This window comes from Streptomyces fradiae (assembly GCF_041270065.1).
In the GTDB taxonomy this organism is placed as follows: Bacteria; Actinomycetota; Actinomycetes; order Streptomycetales; family Streptomycetaceae; genus Streptomyces.
Map to the genome: position 1 here is coordinate 3231675 of NZ_CP065958.1, position 22962 is coordinate 3254636.

Consider the following 22962-nt stretch of genomic DNA (forward strand, 5'->3'; position numbering starts at 1 on the left):
CACGACAGGCGGTTGCGCGATGACCACGAACTCCTGCCTCACCCACACCCCGGCCTCGGTGCCCGCGCCGTGCGGGCTTCCCTCCTTCGACCCGCTGCGGGTGCGCGGCGCGCGGCTACGGCTGCGCCGGGCGCTGCGGCGCAAGCGGCGGGCGCCCGCCGCGGTGCTCGCGATGACCGCGGTCACCCTCGCGGCGGCCGGCGCCGCCGGGGCCGACGACCCGGCCCCGCAGCCCCCTCCACCGCCCGCCCGGGTGGCGCACCGGCCGGCCGCCGTGCCGCTCGTGTCCGCTCCGGTGCGGATCGCCGACGCGGCGACCGTGCGGCTGCTGCGGCGCGGTGACCGGGTCGACGTGATCGCCGCGCCCAACTCCGTGACGGGGGTGGCGGGAGAGGCCCGCGTGATCGCCTCGGGCGCCCGAGTGGCCGAAGTGCCACAGCCGGGCGAGACTCGATCGGAGGGCGGGGCCCTGGTCGTCCTGTCCGTTCCGCGGTCGACGGCGACGGCGCTCGCCGGGGCGGGCATGACGTCCCAACTGGCGGTGACACTGTGCTGATTCGCACGGATGGACTGTCAAGTCACCGTCCCGTGTGTACGGATTGGACGCCTTCGCGCCAAGCACGGCGTAATGGCTCCGCACACTGCACACGCGAAGAAAGGCACCTTGGTGGCCGAGAAGAAGGAAAGCTTGCTGGGAGGCTTCAAGGCCTTCCTGATGCGCGGGAACGTGATCGACCTGGCGGTGGCGGTCGTCATCGGCGCCGCGTTCACCAACATCGTGAACTCGGTGGTCAAGGGCATCATCAACCCGATCGTGGGTGCCTTCGGCACGAAGGACCTGGAGGGCTACGCGTCCTGCATCAAGGACAGCTGCAAGATCGTGAACGGCGAGATGCAGGGCATCCAGATCCAGTGGGGCCTGGTGCTCAGCGCCGTCCTCAGCTTCGTGATCACGGCCGCCGTCGTCTACTTCCTGATGGTCCTGCCGATGGCCAAGATCCTCGCCAAGCGTGCCGCGCACGACAAGGCGAAGGAAGGCGTCCAGGAGACCCTGGAGGTCAGCGAGCTGGAGGTGCTCAAGGAGATCCGCGACCACCTGATCGCCCAGCGCGGCCCGAGCTCGGGCTCGACGGCCGGTTCCAACACCTGAGGCGGGGCGCACCCCACCTCCTGACCGACCGTCGCGGTCGGTGTCAGAGGTGGTGCGGCGGCTTCTCGTCGAGGAAGCGCGCGAGGTCGGCGGCGCTGCCGCCGGCCGGAGGCCGCTCGCCCCACCCGCGGTCCGTGTCGTCCGCGGACTGCTGGTCCAGCGGATCGTCGAAGATCAGTGCCGGCCGGGGTCGGGAATCGGAATCGTTGTCGGACTGCTTCGCTGCTCGCGGTCCGTGGGCGGGGGCGGTGCTCATGTTTTCAGGGTACGCCCGGAGCACCACCCCGGACCCTCCCGATCCGGGGTCTGATCTGCGGGATTCCGCTCATCCGTCCCGCCATCGGCTCCCGCGCCGGTCGGTTCACCGGTCCTTGGGGTCGAGCAGCCAGAGGCCGAGGACGACAAGGAACGACAGGACCAGGAAGCCCGCGCCCCACCAGGCGGTCCCGGTGTTGCCGGACATCCACTCGTCGACCACGATGGTGAGCCCCCACAGCTGGCCGATGAGCACGGTCAGGGCCAGGGCGAGGCGGGCGGAGAGCTTGGAGGAGCGCTCGGGTTCCTGCTCGGTGCCGGCACCCGGGCCGGGTCCGGTGTGGCGGATACGGGGGTCTCCGTATCCGCTGGTGGGACGGATCTGCGGGTAGCGCTCGTGGACGGGGCGGTTGAGCCGCGGCTGGGCGCTGCCGGGGGTGTAGACGGGGCGGGGCGGCGGGGTCCCGGGAGCGGCGGCGGGGTCGCCGGGGGCGCCCGGGTCCTTGGGGAACGGGGTGTCGGTCATGTCCGTCGGCTCCCTTCGGCGGCGGGGCCGGCGGCGCCCGGGCAGCCGAGGCGTTCGGCGAGGCCGGGGCGTTCCCCGCCGAGCTGGCGGCACAGGCCCTCGCGGACGCTCTCTCCGGAGCGGGTGGTGCCCACGGCCCAGACGCTTCCGTCGGTCTCCTCGACGAGGAGCACCTTGGGCAGGCCGCGGGGCGGCGGGCCCGCGGTGACCTCGCCGGTGCGGGCGTCGAAGACGCCCTCGTGGCAGGGGCAGTACAGCTCGCCCTCGCTCCCCCGGTCGTTGCGCCAGAGCACGGCGCAGGCGAGGTGGGTGCAGACGGCGGAGTAGCCGGCGAGGGTTCCGTCGGCGAGGCGGATGGCGACGGCGCGGTCCTCTTCGTCGGGGTAGCGGAAGGCGATCGAGTCGCCGGGCAGGAGCTGGTCCGCGATCTTCTTCGGTTCGGGTGCGCCGTCGTCGCTGTCGCCGTGGCGGTGCAGGATGCCGGAGGCGACGCCGATGCCGCCGGCGGCCAGGCCGCCGGAGACGGTGGCGACGATCCGCAGGTAGTCGCGGCGGGTGGTGAGCGAGTCGGCGGCGATCCGGTCGTGGAGGGCCGCGTGGGCGGCGTCGGCGGGCCGGTTCGGGTCGTCCGGGTCGGTGGCCGCGCCGGCGCCGTTGTCCGGGGGTGGTTCGGTGAGGCTCATCGGACATCCACTCCGTTGACTTCGACGATGGGCAGACCGCCGGGGACCGGCCACTGGACTCGGTCGGCGGGGACGACCATCGCCACGCCGGTGGAGATGGTGGTGGACCCGAAGGTGAAGGAGTCGGCGACCTCGACGCCGGGGCGTTCGGCGCGGAGTTCGTCGAGGGTTCCGTAGAAGAGGGCGCCGGTGGGGCAGACGGTGGCGCACATGGGGGCGAGGCCGTAGGCGGTGCGGTCGTAGCAGAGGTTGCACTTCATCTGCAGCTTCGCCTGGAGGTCGATCTTCGGGACGCCGAAGGGGCAGGCGTTGACGCAGTTGGCGCAGCCGATGCAGCGGGTGGTGTCGGCCTGCTGCACCACGCCGTCGGCGGTCACCAGGATCGCGTCGGCGGGGCAGACCTCGGCGCACGGGGCGACGGGGTCCTCGCAGTGCATGCAGACGGTGGGGAGGGAGGCGACGGAGTGGCCCTCGTCGGGGTAGTCGAGGTGGATCATCGACTTGCCGCGGTGGGAGTCGCATTCGCGGCAGGCGGAGACACAGGCCTGGCAGCCGATGCAGCGGCCGGGGTCGATGAAGATCGTGCGGCCCATCATGTGCGGCTCAGCTCCTCTCCGAGGTGCCACGGCCCTGCGGGGACGTGGGCGGCAGGGGGTCGTCGCGGGAGACCTGGGTCTCGGGGTAGGCGACGTGGCCGGGGGCGGTGGGCGGTGCGGGGACCTCGTCGATGCGTTCGGCGGCCTCGATGCGGGCGGCGCAGACCTTGTACTCGGGGATCTTCGACCGGGGGTCGAGGGCGTCGATGGTCAGCGCGTTGGCCGCGGTGGGTACGGGCCAGTGGTAGGGGACGAAGACGGTGTCGGGGCGGATGGCCTCGGTGACCAGGGCGGGGAAGACCTCGCTGCCGCGGCGGGTGACGACGCGGACCGGGTCGCCGTTGCGGAAGCCGTGGGAGGGGTGGACCTCGACCCAGGGGCGCGGGGTCTGTTCGACGAGGGCGCCCAGGCGGCGGGTCTGGTTGCCGGAGAGGAAGTGGGCGACGGTGCGGCCGGTGGTGAGCGAGAGGGGGTATTCCTCGCTGTACGGGTCCATGGGCGGGTGCCATTCGACGACCTGCATATGGATCTTGCCGTCGGCGTGGTAGGTCCGGCCGTCCTCGAAGAGGCGGGGGGTGCCGGGGTGGTCGGTGGAGGGGCAGGGCCAGGCGATGCCGCCGGTCTCCTCCAGCCGGTCGTAGGTGATGCCGTAATAGTCGTTGACGGTGCCGGCCGAGGCGATGCGCAGTTCTTCGAAGACGGCTCGGGAGTCGGGGAAGGCGAACTTGGCTCCGGCGCCGAGGCGTTTGGCGAGTTCGCAGATGACCCAGGTGTCGGTGCGGACGCCGGCCGGGGGTTCCTGGGCCTTGTTGTGCTTGACGACCCGGGCCTCGGCGTTGGCCATGACGCCGTCGTCCTCGGCCCAGACGGTGACGGGGAAGACGACGTGCGCGTTGGCGGCGGTCTCGGAGAGGAAGAAGTCGAATTGGGCGTGGAACTCGGTGGTGTCGTAGCCCTCCTTCACCGTGGCGTAGTTGGGGAGGGAGACGAAGGGGTTGTTGCAGATGCCGATGAGGCCGCGGATCTCGCGGCGCTGCATCTGCCAGACCATCTCCATCATGGAGGTGCCGGCGGGCGGGAGTTCGGACTCGGCGATGCCCCAGATCTCGCAGATCTGGCGGCGGTGCTCGGGGTCGGAGATGGAGCGCCCGCCGGGCAGCAGGTCGGACTTCTGGCCGTGCTCGCGGCCGCCCTGGCCGTTGCCCTGGCCGGTGATGGTGCCGTATCCGGCGCCGGGGCGGCCGATGTTCCCGGTGGCGACGCACAGGTTGATGATCGTCAGGCAGTTCTCGACGCCCTGGGAGTGGTGTTCGACGCCGCGGGCGTGCCAGGCCATGGCCTTGCCGGCGCCGGCGAACATGCGGGCGACCTGGACGATCTGTTCTGCGGGGACGCCGCAGATCTCGGCGGAGCGGGCGGGCGGGTATTCGGCGACGGTCTTCTTCACCTCCTCCCAGCCGGTCGTGTGGGCGGCGAGGTAGGCCTCGTCGGTGAGGCCCTCGGCGACGACGACGTGGAGGACGGCGTTGAAGAAGGCGGAGTCGGTGCCGGGCTTGAGCGCGACGTGGATGTCGGCGGTGCGGGCGATGGCGGTCTCGCGCGGGTCGACCACGATGAGGGTGGCGCCGCGGTCCCGGGCTCCCCAGAGGTACTGGGTCATCACGGGGAAGCATTCGCCGACGTTGGAGCCGGCGATGAGCAGGCAGTCGGTGAGCAGGATGTCGGAGAAGGGGTTGCCGGCCCGGTCGATGCCGAAGGAGAGCTTGTTGGCTCCGGCGGCGGAGACCATGCACAGCCGCCCGTTGTAGTCGACGTGCCGGGTCTTCAGGGCGACCCGGGCGAACTTGCCGACGAGATAGGTCTTCTCCGAGAACAGGCTGGCGCCGCCGAGCAGGCCGAAGGCGTCGTTGCCGTACTCGGTCTGGATGCGGCGGATCTCGGCGACGGTGAAGTCGAGCGCCTCGTCCCAGCCGACCTCGCGGAAGGGTTCGTCGCGGTTGCGGCGCATGAGCGGGGCGGTGAGCCGGTCGGGGTGGTTGACCTGCTGATACGCGTTGATGCCCTTGGGACAGAGCCGCATCCGGTTGATGTCGTGGTTGCGGGGTTCGACGCCGAAGACCTTGCCGTGGTGGTCGACCCGCAGATACATGCCGCACTGCACGCCGCAGAAGCAGCAGTGGGTGGGGACGAGGGTCTCGCCGTTCTGGTCGGCGTGCCAGCGGTCGGCGGGGATGCCGCCGGCGTCGCGGAAGTTGCGGGTGCCGGGCGGGGCGACGGAGGGGTCAAGAGGCAGCGGGGAGGTCACTTGAAGCCCTTCTTGACGTGGGTGAGGTAGGCGGTGCCCCGCAGGACGCGCTTGCAGCGGGGGCAGTACTCGGCCCATTCGTCGAAGTCGAGTTTCAGATCGCGCATGGTGCCCTGGAGGTTCTCGACGTAGGGGGCGGTGTCGATAGGGCGGCCGCAGCGGCGGCAGCCGAGCAGGCCGTCGGCGCTCACCTCGCCGGGCGCTCCGGCCGCGGCGGCGGCCCCGGTCACGGCCCCGGCCGTGGCGGCCGGCTCGCCCTTGCGGCGGGCGGTGTACTTGAACAGCTGCATTCCGACGGCGGCGGGCCGCTGCACGATGTGGAAGAACTTCCCGAAGGGGATGTAGATGAGGGTGAAGACCACCGACACCATGTGCAGGATCGCCAGGAACTCGTAGCCGCCGCCGTGCAGGAAGATCGAGGAGAAGGTGAGGAGCAGACCGGTGACGGAGATGACGATGAGGGCGATCAGCGGCACCAGGTCGTAGGCGAAGCGCTGGCCGGTGATGGCGCCGCGGTCCTTCATCCGCCGCCACAGGAAGTAGGAGGCGCCGGGGATGACGAGGACGGCGGCGATGTCCAGGCCGTGGAACATGAGCCAGCCGACGACGTTCAGCGCGTCGAAGCCGAGGATCTTGAAGCCCCAGATCCGCATCTCGTAGCCGGGCCCCGAGCCGGTGGAGGAGGTGAAGGTGAACCAGCCCCAGGTCAGCGGGAAGGTGATGAGGGCGGCCAGGACACAGCCCCAGAAGATCAGCTGGTGAGCCGCCCAGCGGGCGTGTGAGCGGGCGCCGAGGAACTTCTGGAAGCCGAGGTAGGTGGCGATCATCCGGGGCAGGGCGGTGGGCGCCCTGCGGAAGTTACCGGCGGAGAAGAAGGCGCCCCAGCCCTGTTTGAACAGGCGCCGGGCGCCGGGGGCGGAGACCCACACGGTGTAGCGGTAGGCGACGCCGAAGGCGAGGAAGACGGTGGCCACCGCATACGGGAGGAGGGCCGAGTCGAAGTCGCGCAGCAGCCGGCTGCCGAGCACGATCGCGAGGATCAGCAGCACGGAGACGGCGACCCCCGCGAGGGTCGCGCGGCGACGCACCTGAGCGGGGGTCTGCGGCGGCCGGTCGGCGACGACGGGCGGCGGCGCGGCGGGGGCCTGCGGTGGCTCGATCACGCGGCCACCCTAGGGCCGAACAGCCCCCTATGCCCGTTTTGCACCGCTGGCGGGTGAGCGTGGTCCCTCAGACCGCGTACAGCCCGTGAGACCGGAAGACCTCGCGGGCCGAGGCGATCCGGTCCGAGGTCGGGGACGGGGTGTCGTGGAGGGTGAACGGCTTGGCGAGTGCTCGCCATTTCGCTTCGCCGAGCTTGTGGAAGGGGAGGATGTCCACGCGGGAGACATTGCCGAGGCCGCCGGCGAAGGCGGCGACGCCCTCGATGTCGGCAGGGGCGTCGGTGAGCCCGGGGACGAGCACGAAGCGGACGTGGACCTCCTGACCGAGGTCGGCGAGGCGGCGGGCGAAGTCCAGGGTCGGGCGGAGCGGCCGGCCGGTGACCCTCTTGTACGTGTCCGGGTCCCAGCACTTGATGTCGAGAAGCACCAGGTCGGTGTCGCGCAGCAGGGCGTCGGTGGCCCGGGCGCCGAGGAAGCCCGAGGTGTCGAGGGCGGTGTGCAGACCGAGCTCGTGCTTCATCCGGTGCAGCAGCTCACCGGCGAAGACGGGCTGGAGCAGGGGCTCGCCGCCCGAGACGGTGGCCCCGCCGCCGGCGGCCGCGATGAAGCGGGTGTACTTGGCCGCTTCGGCGATGACGGCGTCGGCGGAGGTGCGCGTGCCGTTCCGCATCCGCCAGGTGTCGGGGTTGTGACAGTAGAGACAGGTGAGGGGACAGCCGGAGAGGAAGGTGACGAAGCGGGTGCCGGGACCGTCGACGCCGGTGGACAGGTCCCAGGAGTGCACCGACCCCACGGCGGGACGGTGGGTCGCCGCGGCGGCCGGGGTGACGGGGCGGGTCGGGATGTCCGAGCCGGGGAGTACGGCCATGGCAGGGCCTCCTGTCCGGGAGGAACGAGGTCGAGGGGATCGAGGGAGGGGGTGTGGGAGCGGGGTGCGGCCAGCGCGCCCGGCCCGGCCCGGCCGGGTGAGGGCTACAGGGAGCCGTGGAAGGTGCGGTTCAGGACGTCGAGCTGTTGCTCGGGGGTGAGGCGGACGAAGTTCACCGCGTAGCCGGAGACCCGGATGGTGAGCTGTGGGTGGTTCTCGGGGTGGGCCATGGCGTCGAGGAGGACGTCGCGGTTGAGGACGTTGACGTTCATGTGGAAGCCGTCGCTCGCCATGTAGCCGTCGAGGACGCCGGCCAGGTTCCGGATCCGTTCCTCGGGGGTGCGGCCCAGGCCGTCGGGGGTGACGGTGTTGGTCAGTGAGATGCCGTCCTCGGCGTCCTCGTACGGGAGCTTGGCGACCGACAGGGCCGAGGCGACATAGCCGTGGGTGTCGCGGCCGTTCATCGGGTTGGCGCCCGGGGAGAACGGCTCGCCGGCGCGGCGCCCGTCGGGGGTGTTGCCGGTCTTCTTGCCGTAGACGACGTTGGAGGTGATGGTCAGGACGGACTGGGTGTGTTCGGCGTCGCGGTAGGTCGGGTGCTTGCGCACCTTCCTCATGAACTCCTCGACCAGCCACACCGCGATCTCGTCGGCGCGCTCGTCGTTGTTGCCGTACGCCGGGTACTCGCCCTCGATCTCGTAGTCGGTGGCCAGGCCGGTCTCGTCGCGCAGGACGGTGACCCGGGCGTACTTGACGGCGGCCAGCGAGTCGGCGGCGACCGAGAGGCCGGCGATGCCGCAGGCCATGGTGCGGCGCACGTCGCGGTCGTGGAGGGCCATCTCGAGGCGCTCGTAGGCGTACTTGTCGTGCATGTAGTGGATGACGTTCAGCGCGTGGACGTACACGCTCGCCAGCCACTCCATCTGCTCGTCGAACTTGCGCATCACCTCGTCGTGGTCGAGGACGGCGGAGGTGATGGCGCCGGTGTCGGGGCCGACCTGGGCGCCGGAGCGCTCGTCGCGGCCGCCGTTGATCGCGTAGAGGAGGGTCTTGGCGAGGTTCACGCGGGCGCCGAAGAACTGCATCTGCTTGCCGACGGGCATCGCGGAGACGCAGCAGGCGATGGCGGTGTCGTCGCCGAAGCGGGGTCGCATCAGCTCGTCCGACTCGTACTGCACGGAGGAGGTGTCGATCGAGACCTTGGCGCAGAACTCCTTGAAGCCCTGCGGGAGCTGCGGCGACCAGAAGACGGTCATGTTCGGCTCGGGGGCCGGGCCGAGGTTGTAGAGGGTCTGCAGATAACGGAAGGAGGTGCGGGTGACCAGCGGACGGCCGTCCTCGCCCATGCCGGCGATGGACTCGGTGACCCAGGTCGGGTCGCCGGAGAACAGCTCGTCGTACTCGGGGGTGCGCAGGAAGCGGACGATGCGCAGCTTGATGATGAAGTCGTCGACGAGTTCCTGGGCCTGCTCCTCGGTCAGGAGGCCGGCTTCGATGTCGCGCTGCAGATAGACGTCGACGAAGGTGGAGGTGCGGCCCAGGGACATCGCGGCGCCGTTCTGCTCCTTCACGGCGGCGAGGTAGGCGAAGTACAGCCACTGGATGGCTTCGCGGCCGGTGCGGGCGGGGCCGGAGATGTCGTGGCCGTAGGAGGCGGCCATCGTCTTCAGTTCGCCGAGGGCGCGGATCTGTTCCGCGAGTTCCTCGCGCAGCCGGATGGTCTCCTCCAGCGAACGGTTGTCGGCGGGAAGGGAGTTGAGCTCCTCCTTCTCCTCCTGCTTCACCTCGATCAGGCGGTCGACGCCGTAGAGGGCGACCCGGCGGTAGTCGCCGATGATGCGGCCGCGGCCGTAGGCGTCGGGGAGTCCGGTGACGATGCCGGCCTTGCGGGCGGCGCGGATCTCGGGGGTGTAGGCGTCGAAGACACCGGCGTTGTGGGTCTTGCGGTATTCGGTGAAGACCTTCTCGAGGTCGGCCGGGACCGGGTAGCCGTAGGTCTCCAGGGCGCCGGCGACCATACGCCAGCCGCCGTTGGGCATGATCGCGCGCTTGAGCGGGGCGTCCGTCTGGAGGCCGACGATCAGGTCCTTGTCGCGGTCGATCCAGCCGGGGGCGTGGGCGGTGATGGTGGACGGGATGTCGGACGCGACGTCGTACACGCCCTTGGCGCACTCCTCGGGGAAGCGGTCCGTGATGGCCTGCCACACGGCGGTGGTCCGCTCGGTGGGGCCGGCGAGGAAGGAGTCGTCGCCCTCGTACGGGGTGTAGTTGTGCTGGATGAAGTCGCGGACGTCGATGGCGTCGCGCCAGAGGCCGCCCTTGAAGCCTTTCCAGGCGCCGTCGTTCACCGTTGTCTCAGCCGGGGTCGCAGTCATTTCCCTCACCGTCTTCTCGATCTTCGTTGGCTTCTCGGACTTCGGTCAGCTGGGGGCTTCGGCGCCCTTGCGGGCGTAGCACCACCAGGTCACGACGATGCAGCTCAGATAGAAGCCGACGAATCCCCACATCGCGCTGGTCACCGCGATCGAGCCGAAGAGGGCCGGGATGAAGAAGAAGCCGTAGGCCGCGATGGCCGAGGTGAAGCCGGTGACGGCGCCGGACTCCATCTCCGCCTGCTTGAGCGCCGCGGCGTATTCCGGGGTGCCCTCCGTCAGGCCCTTCAGATGGGTCCCGCGGAAGATCACCGGGATCTGGCGGAAGGTCGAGCCGTTGCCGATGCCCGAGAAGAAGAAGGCCGCGAGGAAGCAGAGGAAGAAGCCGAGGAAGGAACCGCCGTCACCGCCCGAGGGAAGGAAGCCGATGACTCCGATGATGGCCGCCGCCATGCCCACGAAGGACAGGATCGTGACCCGCGCGCCGCCCCACTTATCGGCGATCCAGCCGCCCGCCCACCGGGCGAGGGCGCCGACCGCCGGGCCCATCCAGGCGTAGGTGGCGACGGAGTAGTCCGGGAAGGTGGTCTTGATCAGCATCGGCAGAGCCGCGGCGAAGCCGATGAAGGAGCCGAAGGTGCCGACGTACAGCCAGGTCATCAGCCAGTTGTGCTTGCGCCGGAAGATGACCTTCTGCCGGCTGAACGGGGTGGAGGCGACCTTCAGGTCGTTCTGGCCGAACCAGGCGACGGCGGCCAGGACCAGGACGACCGGGACCCAGACGAAGGCCGCGTTCTGCAGGTGGACCGGGGTGCCGTCGGCCTTGTGCTGGGCGGAGCCGATCGCGATCGTCGACCAGGTGATGACGATCGGGGTCAGCAGCTGGACCACGGAGACGCCCAGGTTGCCGAGGCCGCCGTTGATGCCGGTCGCGCTGCCCTTCTTCGCCTTCGGGAAGAAGAAGCCGATGTTGGCGAGGGAGGAGGCGAAGTTCGCGCCGCCGATGCCGCACAGCGCGGCGATGGCCACCATCACCCCGTAAGGGGTCGACGGGTCCTGGATCGCGATGCCCAGCCAGATCAGCGGCACCACCAGGACCACCGTGGACAGGGCGGTGAAGCGCCGCTGTCCGATCATCGGGCCGAGGAAGGTGTAGAGGATGCGGGCCGTGCCGCCGGTCAGGCCCGGGATGGCCGTCAGCCAGAACAGCTGGGAGGTGGAGAAGCCGAAGCCGACGTCCTTCAGATTGGTCGCGGTGACCGACCACACCTGCCAGACCACGAAGGCCACGAGCAGGGCCGGCACCGCGATCCACAGGTTGCGGTTCGCGACCTTGCGGCCGATGGACTTCCAGAAGAGCTCGTTCTCCGGCTCCCAGTCGGTGATCGGCCGGCCGGGCCCGTACTGCTCCGCGTCGTACGAGACGGGCGACGACCCGCCCGTCGTTCTGCTGTCCTGGACTACGGAACCCATGACACTTCCCTGAACTTCCCTGGTTTTCCCCGTACTTCGCCGCACGGGGGCGCACATCGCCGCGAGGGGATCGCTGTGCCGCCCTTCCAGGCTCCGCCCGTGCCCCCGGGCGGTGTCAGTGCCGATCGTCGGCAGTGCGGATGGGCCTAGGTCCCGTCCGGGCAGGGCCGTAGGGACGTCCGGAACGGGCAGGGCGGCCCCTGGGAATAACGGAGCCCGACCAGGTGTCGTGCTGTGCGCGGGTCGGGCACGCGTGCTGTTCTGTCGTCCATGACGCAACCTCTTCTTCCGCTCACCGCACGCTCGCGAGACGAGGCGCACCGGGCGGCCACGCCCCTCGAGCTCTTCTTCGACCTGTGCTTCGTCGTGGCCGTCGCCCAGGCCGGGGCGGAGCTCGTGCACGCCGTCGCGGAGGGGCACGCCGGGACCGGGATCCTGAACTACGCGATGGTGTTCTGGGCCATTTGGTGGGCCTGGATGAACTTCACGTGGTTCGCCTCGGCGTACGACAACGACGACGTGCTCTACCGGGTGGTCACGCTGGTGCAGATCGCCGGCGTCCTGATCCTGGCGGCAGGGGTGTCACGGGCCTTCGAGGACCACGACTTCCTGGTCGTGTACATCGGATACGTCGTGATGCGGCTCGCGCTCTCCTCGCAGTGGCTGCGCGCCGCGCACCACGCCACCGACCCGGGCGAGCGGACGATGTGCCGCCGCTACGCGGCCGGGGTGATGGCCTGCCAGGTGGGCTGGCTGGCGCTGCTCTTCGTGCCGGAGGACGTGCGGCCGTGGGTGTTCCTGGTGATGGCGCTGGCGGAGATGGCGGTGCCGGTGTACGCGGAGAAGGACGTCACCACGCAGTGGCACCCGCACCACATCGCCGAGCGCTACGGCCTGTTCACCATCATCGTGCTCGGCGAGACGATCGCGGCGGCGACGGTGGCCGTGAAGTCGGGCGTCACCGAGAACGACGCGCTCGGCGAGGTGCTGCCGATCGCGGCCGGCGGGCTCCTCATCGTCTTCGCCGCCTGGTGGATCTACTTCGTCGTGCCCGCCCACGACCGGCTGACCTCCAACCGGCAGAGCTTCCTCTGGGGCTACGGCCACTATCTGATCTTCGCCTCGGCCGCCGCGATCGGCGCGGGCATCGAGATCGCGGTCGAGCAGGCGGTCGGCAAGGCGCACATCACCACCCTCGCCGCCGCCTCCGCCGTGACCATCCCGACCGCGGTCTTCCTGATGAGCGTGTGGCTGCTGCACGCCCGTTACTTCAAGGTCGGGCTCGCCCAGCAGGCCGTGCTGCCGGTGGCGTCCCTGGCGATCCTGATGTGCTCCTTCGCCGGGCACTGGGCGGTGTTCGCGGCCGGTCTGGTGGCCGCCGCGACCGTGGCGGTGGGCGTGACCCTGACCGCCACCAACCCGGCCACCCGCCGCCCCCGCGCCACCTGACCGGGCCGGACCGGACCGGACCGGAACAGCCGGCCCCGAGCAGGACGGACCCGGGCGGGGCCGGATCGCCCGCCCCTCGGCCAGAATGCCTCGCATGATCTTCCGGCTGCTCGGTCCGCTCACCGTCGGCGATCCGCCCGTGCCCGCCGCCGGCGGTCCCCGGGTACGGGCGCTGCTCGCGCTGCTCCTCCTCGACGCGGGCCGGATCGTGCCGGCCGGGCGGCTCGTCGACGGGCTGTACGGGGACGAGCCGCCGGCCGGGGCCGCGAACGCCCTCCAGTCGCAGGTCTCCCGGCTGCGCCGGGCCCTGCCGGGCGGGGTGACCGTGGAGCACTCGGCCGCCGGTTACCGGCTGGCCGGGGTCGCCCCCGACGACGTGGATGCCCTGCGTTTCGAGCGGCTGGCCCGGGAGGGCGCCCGGGCCGGGGCGGCCGGGGACGCCGTACGGGCCGAGGGGCTGCTGCGCGAGGCGCTCGGGCTGTGGCGGGGGCCGGCCCTCGCGGACGTACGGGAGGCTCCGTACGCCGAGGGGCAGGCCGCCCGGCTCGACGCGCTGCGGCTCGACGCCCTGGAGGAGTGGGCGGCGGCCCGGCTCGCGGCCGGCGGTGATCCCGTACCGCTGGTGCGGGAGTTGGCGGAGGCGGCGACGGCGCATCCGCTGCGCGAACGGCTTCGGGCGCTCCAGATCCGGGCGCTCGCCGGGGCGGGGCGGCAGGCGGAGGCGCTCGCCGTGTACGAGGAGGTGCGCGGGGCGCTCGCGGAGGAGCTGGGCGCGGATCCGTCGGCCGAACTGGCCGCGGCGCACCTCGCGGTGCTGCGCGGCGACGAGGGCGGCCACCGGCCCGCGGCAGCCGCCCGGCCGCCCGTACCGCTGACCGACTTCGTCGGGCGTGAGCGCGAACGGGAGCGGTTGGGGGCGCTCATCGTCGCCGCGCGCCTGGTGACCCTGGTCGGGCCGGGCGGCGCGGGCAAGACGCGGCTCGCCCTGGAACTCGTACAGCGGGAGGAACCGGGGACCCTGGAGGCGGTCTTCGTGGACCTGGGCGCGGTCGGGCCCGGCGAGGTGGCGGGGGCGTGCGCGCGGGCGCTGGGGGTACGGGACGCGGGCCCGGACGCGCTTCTGCGGGCGCTCGCGGGCCGGCCGGTGCTGCTCGTCGTGGACAACTGCGAGCACGTGGTGGCGGAGGCGGCGCTGCTCGTACGGGAGTTGCTGGCCGGTTCCGGCGGGCTGCGGGTGCTCGCGACGAGCCGGGAGGCGCTGGGCATCACGGGCGAGTCGCTGCTGCCGCTGGGCGCGCTGGCGCCCGATGCGGCACAGGAGCTGTTCCTGCGGCGCGGGGCGGCGGCCCGGCCCGGGTTCGCGGAGGCGGTCGGCGGCCCGGACTCCGCCCCGGACGCACGCGCGCGCGTGCGGGAGGTCTGCGCGGCGCTGGACGGGCTGCCGCTCGCCCTGGAACTGGCGGCCGCCCGGCTGCGGACGCTGACCCTCGACGAGCTGGCCGACCGGCTCGGGGAGCGATTGGGCGACCGGCTGGGCGACCGGCTTGGCGACCGTTTCCGGGTGCTGTCGCGGGGCGACCGGACGGCGCCGGAGCGGCATCGGACGCTGGCCGCCGTGGTGGAGTGGAGCTGGGAGCTCCTGGGTGAGGAGGAGCGGACGGCGGCGGCGCGTTTCTCGGTGTTCCGGGGCGGGGCGACGGCCGGGGCGGCGGCCGAGGTGTGGGGGACGGACCGCTCGGACGCGGAGGACCTGCTCGCCTCGCTGGCCGAGAAGTCGCTGCTGGAGGCGGGTTTCGACACGGGCGCGGTCCGCTACCGGATGCTGGAGACCGTGCGCGCCTATGCGGCGGGCCGGCTGCCCGCCGACGATCCCGCCCACGCCGCCCACACGGCCCACTTCCTGGCCCTGGCCCGGGCCGCCGACGCCGAACTGCGCGGCCCGGACCAGCTCGACCGGCTCGCCCGGCTCGACGCCGAGGACGCGAACCTGCGGGCCGCGTTGCGCCGGGCGGGCCCGGCGGACGGGCTGCGTCTGGTCGCCGCGCTCACCGGGTACTGGTGGCTGCGCGGGCGGCGCGGGCAGGTCTCGGGTCTGGTGGCGGAGCTCCTGGAGAGAGTGGACACGGCCGACCAGGTCGCGGGAGAGGTCCCGGACGGACTCGGCGAGGAGTACGCGCTCTGCGTGCTGACCGCCGGGGCGTCGGCCGGGGAGCGGCCGGAGCGGCTCGACCGGGCGCGGCGGCTCCTGACGGAGCAGGCGGAGCCGCTGCGGCAGCCGTTCACGGCGTTCCTGTGGGCGACGGCCGTCGGGCCGGAGGACCGTCTTCCGGTCCCTGCAGATGCCTGGTCCCGGGCCCTCGGTCTGGCCGGGCAGGGGCATCTGGCGCTCGCGCACGGCGACCGGGACACAGCCACGGACACGGCCCAACGGGCCCTGTCGGAAGCCCTCACCGCCTTCCGTGCCCTCGGTGACCGCTGGGGCACGGCCACCGCACTCGAAGGGCTCGCGGTCCTCTCCCCCGATCCGTTCCCGCTGCTCGCCGAGGCCCTCGGCCTCTTCGAGTCGCTGGGCGTCGCCGAGGACATCGTCGATCTGCTCGGCCGTCGTGCCGCCCTTCACGAGGCCGCCGGCGCGGCCGGGGCAGCCCTCGCCGACCGCGCCCGGGCGGCGGAGACGGCCCGGCGGGCGGGCCTCCCGGAGCCCTGCTGACGCCCTTTGTCAGCGGCGGTCAGCGTGCGGTGCGCGGTCCGTCAGCGCGCACCGCCACTCTCCTCCTGTCGCGGCGGACGCCCGTTCGCCGGCACCGCAGTCCGACCGGAGGAATCCGCCATGCAGCACCAGCACCAGTCCGGCACCACCGAGAACACCACCGAGAACACCACCGAGAGCAGCAACGCGCGGGGCAGCCGTCTCCCCCGCACCGCGCTCGTCACCGGCGCCTCCCGCGGCATCGGGCGCGCCATCGCCCGGCGGCTGGCGCGGGACGGGATGGTCGTCGCCGTGCACTACGGGGCCGACGCGGCCGCCGCGCAGGAGACCGTGGAACTGATCGCCGCCGAGGGCGGGCGGGCGTTCGCCGTGGGGGCGGACCTGGCTTCCCACGAGGGCGTGCTCGCGCTCGTCGAGGGCGTACGGGCCGGGCTCGCGGCCCACGCCGGGGACGGCGGCCTCGACGTGCTGGTCAACAACGCGGCCGTCACGACGTCCGGCGGGCACCTTCAGGAGGAGACGGTCGAGGCGTTCGACCGCCTCTTCGCGGTGAACGTGCGGGCCCCGTTCTTCCTGGTCCAGCAGCTGCTGCCGGTGCTGCGGGACGGGGGCGCCATCGTGAACATCGGCTCCGCCGTCACCCGGATCTCGCTCGCCGACGAGCTGGCGTACGCGATGACGAAGGGCGCCATGGAGACCTTCACGCGGACGCTCGCGAACGTCGTCGGCACCCGCCGGATCACCGTGAACACGGTCGCGCCGGGCCCGACGCAGACGGCCTCGCTGACCGCCGCGATGGCGGCGGTGCCGCAGCTGGAGGAGCTGCTGATCGCCGGTCAGGCGCTGCCCTGGGTGGGGCAGCCGGAGGACATCGCCGACCCGGTGGCGTTCCTGGCCTCGCCGGCCGGGCGCTGGATCACCGGCACGGTGGTCGATGCCTCGGGCGGCACCTACCTCGGGCCGAAGCGCTGACGTCCGTACCGCATCCCCTGCCGCCGACTTCCGTGCTACCCAGGACGTATGACTGAGCAGCAGCGCACCGAGCAGCAGCACGCCGAGCCGCAGCGCAAGGGACCGCTCGACGCCCTCACCGACGTGGCCGGCCTCCGGGTCGGCCACGCGCGCGTGGCGGGGGAAGGGGCGCTGTCCGGCACCACGGTGGTGCTCGCGCCGGAGGGCGGCATGGTGGCCGCCGTGGACGTGCGGGGCGGCGGACCGGGCACCCGGGAGACGGACGCGCTGGATCCGCGCAACGTGGTGCAGCGGATCGACGCCGTGGTCCTGACCGGCGGCAGCGCGTACGGGCTCGACTCTGCGGGCGGGGTGATGGCCTGGCTGGAGGAGCGGGGGCGCGGGGTCCGGGTGGGGCCGGATCCGGCGCACGTGGTGCCGGTGGTGCCCGCCGCCTGTGTCTTCGACCTGGGCCGGGGCGGGGACTTCGCGGCCCGGCCGGACGCCTCGACGGGGCGGGCGGCGGTGGCGGCGGCGGCCGCGAGCGAGCCGCACGCGCGCGTGGCGACGGGCGCGGTGGGCGCCGGCACCGGGGCGGTGGTCGGCGGTCTGAAGGGCGGGGTGGGAACGGCGAGCACCGTCCTGGAGTCGGGGATCACGGTCGGCGCGCTCGTGGTGGTCAACGCGGTCGGTTCGGCGGTCGATCCGGCGACGGGCGTGCCCTACGGCGCGTACTTCGCGGGCGGGCGTCCCGAACACCCCCAGCCGGCCGTGCACGAGGCGGCGCGGCGGCGGCTCGCCGAGGCGCGGGCGAAGCTCGCCCCGCCGCCGCTCAACACCACGCTCGCGGTGGTCGCGACGGACGCGGCGCTGACCCGGGCGCAGGCGCACAAGCTCGCGGGGACCGCGCACGACGGCATCGCGCGCGCCGTCCGTCCGGTGCATCTCCTGAACGACGGCGACACGGTCTTCGCGCTCGCCACGGGGGCGCGCGAACTGCCCTCCGCGCCGGGTCCGCTCGCCATGAACGAGATCCTCGCGGCAGGCGCGGACACCGTCACGCGGGCCATCGTGCAGGCGGTGCTCGCGCCCACTGCCGGGGCCTACGGGCCTGGTGGGGACTTCCCCGCCTATCGGGAGCTGTACGGCGGCGCGCACGACGGCTAGCCCGCGGCGCCGACTGCCGGTATACCAAGGGGAGTTGGGGAATATGCCACAGGGGCGTGGGAACTCGTTGTGCGCCCCCGTTCGTTTTCCCGAACGCCGGACACGATGTCAGACCCAGGGACTACGTTTAGCAAGCAGCAAGTGACATGCGGCGACGGCCTGGAGACCCCCTTGAACGATCCGCAGGATCAGTCACACGATCCGTACGAGACGACCGAGACCCATCTTGAGCGACTCCTCGGCCGGGCGCTCAACTCCTTCGACCTGCCCGACTCCACGATCGAGCGCCTGGAGTCGGCCCTCGCCCACTCCACCGCGCTGTACTCCTCGCACCACAGCGCGTCGCTGCACCGCACCACCTACCGTCACACCTATCTGCTCCCCGACGGCACGGCGCCGAGCCTGTGGGAGCTGGTCCACAACTCCGGCCGGGACGGCGCCGACCAGCACGAGCTGTACGTGGAGGAGGCCGAGGCCCGGCTCGCCGCGTCGCGACTGCCGGCCGGTCCGTCGCTCGGCTGGACCGTGGAGCGCGCCGACGGCACGCCCCTGGAGGAGGACGACGACCTGGAGCTGCTCAGCGCCCTCCTCGCCCGCCCGATACCGGCCCAGCCGAGGATGTACGTGCCGGACAACTCCGCCGACCACGCGCGCCGGGTGCTGCGCCGCGCGGAGAACGCGGACCGGCCCGGCGAGGCCACGGCGCGCCGCCTGCGGCTCGCCTTCGCGCACCACATCACGCAGGCGCTCGGGCGCCACTGCCCCGCGGAGGGCGGCCGGGACGCCGGCTTCACCCTCTACGAGCACCAGTTCCTGCTGGTCGACGGCAGCGAGCTGAGCCTGTGGGAGGTCGAGCACACGGCGACCCCCGACGGGCGCCACATGTGCGAGGTGTACGAGGAGGAGCGCGCCGCGCGCGACGCGATGGAGTCCCGCAGCCGGCGGAGCCGGGTCCTCTGAGGGCCCGGGGCCCCTGGACGGAACGCCGGAGGGGCGGTGCGCACCTGGTGCGCACCGCCCCTCCTCGTACCCCCGTTGAGTCCTTCGACGTCCTGGGTCTGCCGGGTCAGGAGGCCAGCGCGGGCTCCTTCGTCACCGGGCCCTCCGGGGCGCCCGGGGTGTCCGAGGTGTCGTCCTCGCCGCCCTCCAGGTGCTGCTTGGGCTTGGCGGGGAGGGCGAACATCACCAGGAAGATGCCGGCGAGCACCACGGCCGCCCAGCCCAGGGAGTTCTGGAAGGCATCGGTGAAGGCCTTGCCGGTCTCCTGCGGGAGGGCCGCGAGCCGCTTCTCGTCGACGGTCCCGAAGAACACCACGGACACCAGGCCGAGGCCGAGCGCGTTGCCCATCTGGCCGGTGGTGTTGATCAGGCCCGAGGCCGAGCCGGCGTGCTCGCGCGGCACCTCGGAGAGCACCGCGTCCGTCAGCGGCGCCACGATGAGGCCCATGCCGAGACCCATGACGACCAGGGCCGGGATCATCTGCCAGGGGTGGATGTCCGTGCCGTAGCGGCCGGCCACGAAGGAGTAGAGCAGGATGCCCGCGCCCATGGTCAGGGCGCCCGCCTGGAGGACCTTGCGGCCGAAGCGCGGCACCAGCTGCTGGACCGACAGGCCCGCCGCGGTGGACACGGCGATGGAGAACGGCACACCGGTCAGACCGGCCTTGAGCGGGGTCCAGCCGAGTCCGATCTGCATGTAGAGCGTCCAGACCAGGAAGAAGATGCCCATCACGACGCCGAAGGTCAGCTGGACGGCGATACCGGCGGCGAAGGACTTCACCTTGAACAGCGACAGCTCGACGAGCGGCGAGCCGTCCTTCTTCGTCTTGTGCTTCTCGTACGCGACGAGGGCGCCGAAGACGAGGACGCTGCCGGCCATCATCAGGTGGCCCCACAGCGGCCAGCCGAGCTCGCGGCCGCGGGTCAGCGGGTAGATCAGCATGAGCAGCGCGACCGTCACCAGGAGCACGCCGACCATGTCGAGCTTCAGCGCCTTCGGCGCCTTGGACTCGGTGATGAAGCGGCGGCCCAGGATCAGGGCGGCGATGCCGACCGGCAGGTTGATGAGGAAGATCGGACGCCACTCCAGGCCGGCGATGTTCCACTGGGTCAGCAGCGCGCCGAGCAGCGGGCCTGAGACCGCGCCGAGGCCGATGATCGCGCCGAACAGGCCGAAGACCTTGCCGCGCTCGTGCGCCGGGAAGGTGACGTGCACGATCGACAGGACCTGCGGCACCATCATCGCGGCCGCCGCGCCCTGGAGCAGGCGGGAGCCGACCAGCATCTCCTGGTTGGCGGCGAAGCCGCACAGCGCGGAGGCGAGGGTGAAGCCGGCGGTGCCGGTGAGGAAGAGGCGCTTGCGGCCGTAGATGTCGCCGAGGCGGCCGCCGGTGATCAGGCCCGCGGCGAACGCGAGCGCGTAGCCGGCGGTGATCCACTGGATGGCGCCGAAGGAGGCGCCGAGGTCCCGCTCGATGCTGGGGATCGCGATGTTGACGATCGTGGCGTCGACCAGGTCCATGAAGGCGGCGGTCATGACGATGGCCAGGGCGATCCAGCGTCTGCGGTCCGAACCGCCGGGAGCGGCCGCGTCGGGTGCGGCCGCGTCGGGAGCCGCCGCGTCGGGAGCCGCCGTGGGGAGGGCGTCGTGTGAACTCATACGAGGAAACTAGAGACCATATAGGTCAGCTCATGTCCTAGTTGCACCGCATGCTGGATAACATGACGGACACACCGGCACGACTCCTGAATCTGCTGTCGCTCCTCCAGACCCCGCGCGAGTGGCCGGGCAGCGAGCTGGCCGAGCGGCTCTCGGTCTCGCCGCGCACGATCCGCAGGGACATCGACCGGCTGCGCGACCTGGGCTATCCCGTCGAGGCGAGCAAGGGCGCGGTGGGCGGCTACCGGCTTGTGGCGGGTACGGCGATGCCGCCGCTGCTGCTCGACGACGAGGAGGCCGTGGCCATCGCGGTCGGCCTGCGGGCCGGGGCGGGGCACGCCATCGAGGGCGTCGAGGAGGCCTCCGTACGGGCCCTCGCCAAGCTGGAGCAGGTGCTGCCGTCGCGGCTGCGGCACCGGGTTTCCACCCTGCAGAACGCGACGATCCCGCTCACCCGCGGGGACGGCGCCACCGTCGCGCCGCAGACCCTGACCGCGCTCGCCGGCGCGGTGACCGGGCAGGAGAAGCTGCGCTTCGGCTACCGGGCGGGCGACGGCACGGAGAGCCGACGGCTCGTGGAGCCGTACCGGCTGGTGTCGACGGGGCGCCGCTGGTACCTCGTCGCGTACGACCTGGGGCGCGAGGACTGGCGCACGTTCCGGGTCGACCGGGTCACGGAGCCGTTCCCGACGGGGGCGCGGTTCGCGCCGCGGGAGCTGCCGGCGGGGGACGCGGCGGCGTTCATGGCGCGGTCGATGGCGCGGGCGCGGGCGCAGGGCGAGGTGGACCTGGACGTGGAGTTCGCCGCGCCCGCGGAGTTCGTCGTGGCGCGGCTGCCGGCGCATCTGGTGCCGGTCGCGACCGGGGCGGACCGGTGCCGGCTGCGGGCCCGGGTGGCCGACTCGGTGGAGTGGCTGGCCCTGCGGCTCGCGCTGATGGACGTCGACTTCACCGTGCACGCGCCGGATCCGCTGATCACGTACATGCGGGAGCTGTCGGTGCGGTTGGCGGCGGCGACGGAGGTTTGACGGGCCGGGCAGGGGCCTGACGGGGTGCGCGCCCGCCGTGGTGGGTGCGCGGGGCCGTTCCGGTGGCCACGTCCGGGACTGCATGATTTACGGCGCGGCCAGGCACTGGAAAGCCGGACGCCCTCGCCCCGCGCCACAAATCACGCTTTACGTCCCGAACGCGACCCCCTACACGTCCCCCGCTCCCGTGAACGGAAATCCGGCCCGCCGGCTGGGGTGGGAGGGGGGGACCCGGGGGGCTCCCGTGGGTCGGTGCGCGCGGGTCGCCCGCCCGGTGGGGGGCCGGGCGGGGGCGCGTTGCCGGCCGCTCTAGGCCACCGCGTCGAAGCCCGTGTCGCGGGCCATCTTCTTCAGTTCCAGGAGCGCGTGCTTCTCGATCTGGCGGATGCGCTCGCGGGTCAGTCCGTGCTCCTTGCCAACCTCGGTGAGGGTTCGCTCGCGGCCGTCCTCGATGCCGTAGCGCATGCGGATGATCGAGGCCGTGCGGTTGTCCAGCTTGTCGATCAGGTCGTCGAGCTCCTCGCTGCGCAGCAGGGTGAGGACGGACTGCTCGGGGGAGACCGCCGACGTGTCCTCCAGGAGGTCGCCGAACTGGGTCTCGCCCTCGTCGTCCACGGACATGTTGAGCGAGACCGGGTCGCGGGCCCAGTCGAGGACGTCGGTGACCCGCTCCGGGGTCGAGCCCAGCTCGGTGGCGATCTCGGCGGGCTCCGGCTCGCGGCCGTGCTCGCGGTTGAACTCGCGCTGGACCCGGCGGATGCGGCCCAGCTCCTCCACCAGGTGGACGGGGAGCCGGATGGTGCGGGACTGGTCGGCTATGGAGCGGGTGATGGCCTGGCGGATCCACCACGTCGCATACGTGGAGAACTTGAAGCCCTTCGCGTAGTCGAACTTCTCGACCGCGCGCACCAGGCCCGCGTTCCCCTCCTGGATCAGGTCGAGCAGCGGCAGGCCGCTGCGCGGGTAGCGCCGGGCCACGGCGACGACGAGCCGCAGATTGGACTTGATGAAGAGGTCCTTCGCCCGCTCGCCCTCGGCGACCAGCGCCTCGAGCTCCTCGCGGGTCGCCGCGGTCTCGGTCTCGCTCTGTCCGTCGAGGATCTGCCGGGCGTAGACGCCCGCCTCGATCGTCTGGGAGAGCTCGACCTCCTTGGCGGCGTCGAGCAGGGGCGTGCGCGCGATCTCGTCGAGGTACATGCCGACCAGGTCGCGGTCGGCGATCTCCCCGCCCACGGCGCGAACGCTGCTTGCCCGGCGCTCTCCGCTCGCGGCGGAGGTCTGACGACGGGCGACGGCACGGGTTGCCATGCGTGCTCCCTTGCTGAGTAGGTCGCGACACCCTCGCGGGTGCCCTGCATCCGACGGAAACAACGACTGGAATCAGGACAGAATTCCCACCCGGCACATGGATTTTCGCGATCATGCAGTATCCTGCGCCGCCGACACATCGTCGGCATGCCGCCCGACCGTCCGCCGCGACCCGCGGACGCGCAGGTCAGAGCGGGCAAAGCGGGCGATCCGGCCGCTCTCGCAGGGCCCGCCGCCGCGACGTCGTCACGGCACCCATGAGACGGCCGTCACATCCGGAGCGGTGACACCTTCGGCCC

Annotated in this window: 19 protein-coding genes; 8 read left to right on the top strand and 11 right to left on the bottom strand. The window is 72.2% G+C overall.

The features are described 5' to 3' along the window. Positions 1-19: 19 nt before the first annotated feature. Positions 20-556 (top strand): hypothetical protein, encoded by a 537-nt coding sequence (locus JAO84_RS14505; RefSeq protein WP_370413243.1) that lies wholly within the window; start codon positions 20-22, stop codon positions 554-556. Positions 557-628: 72 nt separating this feature from the next. Beyond that, the gene (gene mscL, locus JAO84_RS14510) at positions 629-1150 is read left to right on the top strand and encodes a large conductance mechanosensitive channel protein MscL (RefSeq protein ID WP_370413244.1); all 522 of its coding nucleotides are present in this window, start codon (positions 629-631) and stop codon (positions 1148-1150) included. 43 nt (positions 1151-1193) lie between these two features. Here the strand turns inward: mscL and JAO84_RS14515 are convergent, their stop codons facing one another. The 9 genes from JAO84_RS14515 to JAO84_RS14555 all read right to left on the bottom strand — a co-directional run bounded on the left by JAO84_RS14515 (position 1194) and on the right by JAO84_RS14555 (position 11391). Continuing rightward, positions 1194-1406: a hypothetical protein gene (locus tag JAO84_RS14515; protein WP_265866330.1), complete on the bottom strand. Its 213-nt coding sequence runs from the start codon at positions 1404-1406 to the stop codon at positions 1194-1196. Between the two features lie 105 nt (positions 1407-1511). Next, positions 1512-1931 (bottom strand): hypothetical protein, encoded by a 420-nt coding sequence (locus JAO84_RS14520; RefSeq protein WP_370413245.1) that lies wholly within the window; start codon positions 1929-1931, stop codon positions 1512-1514. Continuing rightward, positions 1928-2614: a Rieske (2Fe-2S) protein gene (locus JAO84_RS14525; RefSeq protein ID WP_370413247.1), complete on the bottom strand. Its 687-nt coding sequence runs from the start codon at positions 2612-2614 to the stop codon at positions 1928-1930. The genes JAO84_RS14520 and JAO84_RS14525 overlap by 4 nt, the downstream gene beginning before the upstream one ends. Continuing rightward, on the bottom strand, positions 2611-3210 hold the full coding sequence (locus tag JAO84_RS14530; RefSeq protein WP_362531622.1) for a 4Fe-4S dicluster domain-containing protein: 600 nt from the start codon (positions 3208-3210) through the stop codon (positions 2611-2613). The genes JAO84_RS14525 and JAO84_RS14530 overlap by 4 nt, the downstream gene beginning before the upstream one ends. Positions 3211-3217: 7 nt before the next feature. After that, positions 3218-5515 (bottom strand): molybdopterin oxidoreductase family protein, encoded by a 2298-nt coding sequence (locus JAO84_RS14535; RefSeq protein WP_370413248.1) that lies wholly within the window; start codon positions 5513-5515, stop codon positions 3218-3220. Beyond that, entirely contained in the window at positions 5512-6678 is a 1167-nt protein-coding gene (locus JAO84_RS14540; RefSeq protein WP_370413249.1) for an MFS transporter, read from the bottom strand. The genes JAO84_RS14535 and JAO84_RS14540 overlap by 4 nt, the downstream gene beginning before the upstream one ends. Positions 6679-6745: 67 nt before the next feature. Continuing rightward, positions 6746-7546, bottom strand: coding sequence for a pyruvate formate-lyase-activating protein (gene pflA / locus JAO84_RS14545; RefSeq protein ID WP_370413250.1), 801 nt, complete (start codon positions 7544-7546; stop codon positions 6746-6748). Between the two features lie 104 nt (positions 7547-7650). Then, positions 7651-9921, bottom strand: coding sequence for a formate C-acetyltransferase (gene pflB, locus JAO84_RS14550; protein WP_370413251.1), 2271 nt, complete (start codon positions 9919-9921; stop codon positions 7651-7653). 45 nt (positions 9922-9966) lie between these two features. After that, positions 9967-11391: an MFS transporter gene (locus tag JAO84_RS14555; protein ID WP_370413252.1), complete on the bottom strand. Its 1425-nt coding sequence runs from the start codon at positions 11389-11391 to the stop codon at positions 9967-9969. Between the two features lie 270 nt (positions 11392-11661). Between JAO84_RS14555 and JAO84_RS14560 the strand changes: the two genes are divergently transcribed. From JAO84_RS14560 to JAO84_RS14580, 5 genes are all read left to right on the top strand, one after another. After that, on the top strand, positions 11662-12840 hold the full coding sequence (locus JAO84_RS14560) for a low temperature requirement protein A (protein WP_370413253.1): 1179 nt from the start codon (positions 11662-11664) through the stop codon (positions 12838-12840). A gap of 94 nt (positions 12841-12934) precedes the next feature. Further along, on the top strand, positions 12935-15550 hold the full coding sequence (locus tag JAO84_RS14565; protein WP_370413254.1) for a BTAD domain-containing putative transcriptional regulator: 2616 nt from the start codon (positions 12935-12937) through the stop codon (positions 15548-15550). A 120-nt stretch (positions 15551-15670) separates the two neighbouring features. Beyond that, on the top strand, positions 15671-16522 hold the full coding sequence (locus tag JAO84_RS14570; protein WP_370413255.1) for an SDR family oxidoreductase: 852 nt from the start codon (positions 15671-15673) through the stop codon (positions 16520-16522). A 48-nt stretch (positions 16523-16570) separates the two neighbouring features. Next, a complete protein-coding gene (locus JAO84_RS14575; RefSeq protein WP_370413256.1) occupies positions 16571-17668 on the top strand; it encodes a P1 family peptidase in 1098 nt (365 codons plus the stop codon). A gap of 171 nt (positions 17669-17839) precedes the next feature. Continuing rightward, positions 17840-18628, top strand: coding sequence for a DUF6227 family protein (locus tag JAO84_RS14580; RefSeq protein ID WP_370413257.1), 789 nt, complete (start codon positions 17840-17842; stop codon positions 18626-18628). A 106-nt stretch (positions 18629-18734) separates the two neighbouring features. On the opposite strand, the gene JAO84_RS14585 is transcribed toward JAO84_RS14580, so the two are convergent. After that, positions 18735-20327, bottom strand: a complete 1593-nt coding sequence (locus tag JAO84_RS14585; RefSeq protein ID WP_370413258.1) for an MFS transporter — start codon at positions 20325-20327, stop codon at positions 18735-18737. Between the two features lie 62 nt (positions 20328-20389). On the opposite strand from JAO84_RS14585, the gene JAO84_RS14590 reads away from it, so the two are divergent. Next, positions 20390-21355 carry a helix-turn-helix transcriptional regulator gene (locus tag JAO84_RS14590; RefSeq protein WP_370413259.1) on the top strand — a complete coding sequence of 322 codons (966 nt, stop codon included), beginning with the start codon at positions 20390-20392 and terminating at the stop codon, positions 21353-21355. Positions 21356-21664: 309 nt separating this feature from the next. Here JAO84_RS14590 and JAO84_RS14595 read toward each other — a convergent pair whose 3' ends face one another. Further along, positions 21665-22663, bottom strand: a complete 999-nt coding sequence (locus JAO84_RS14595) for an RNA polymerase sigma factor RpoD/SigA (RefSeq protein WP_265866345.1) — start codon at positions 22661-22663, stop codon at positions 21665-21667. Positions 22664-22962 lie beyond the last annotated feature (299 nt).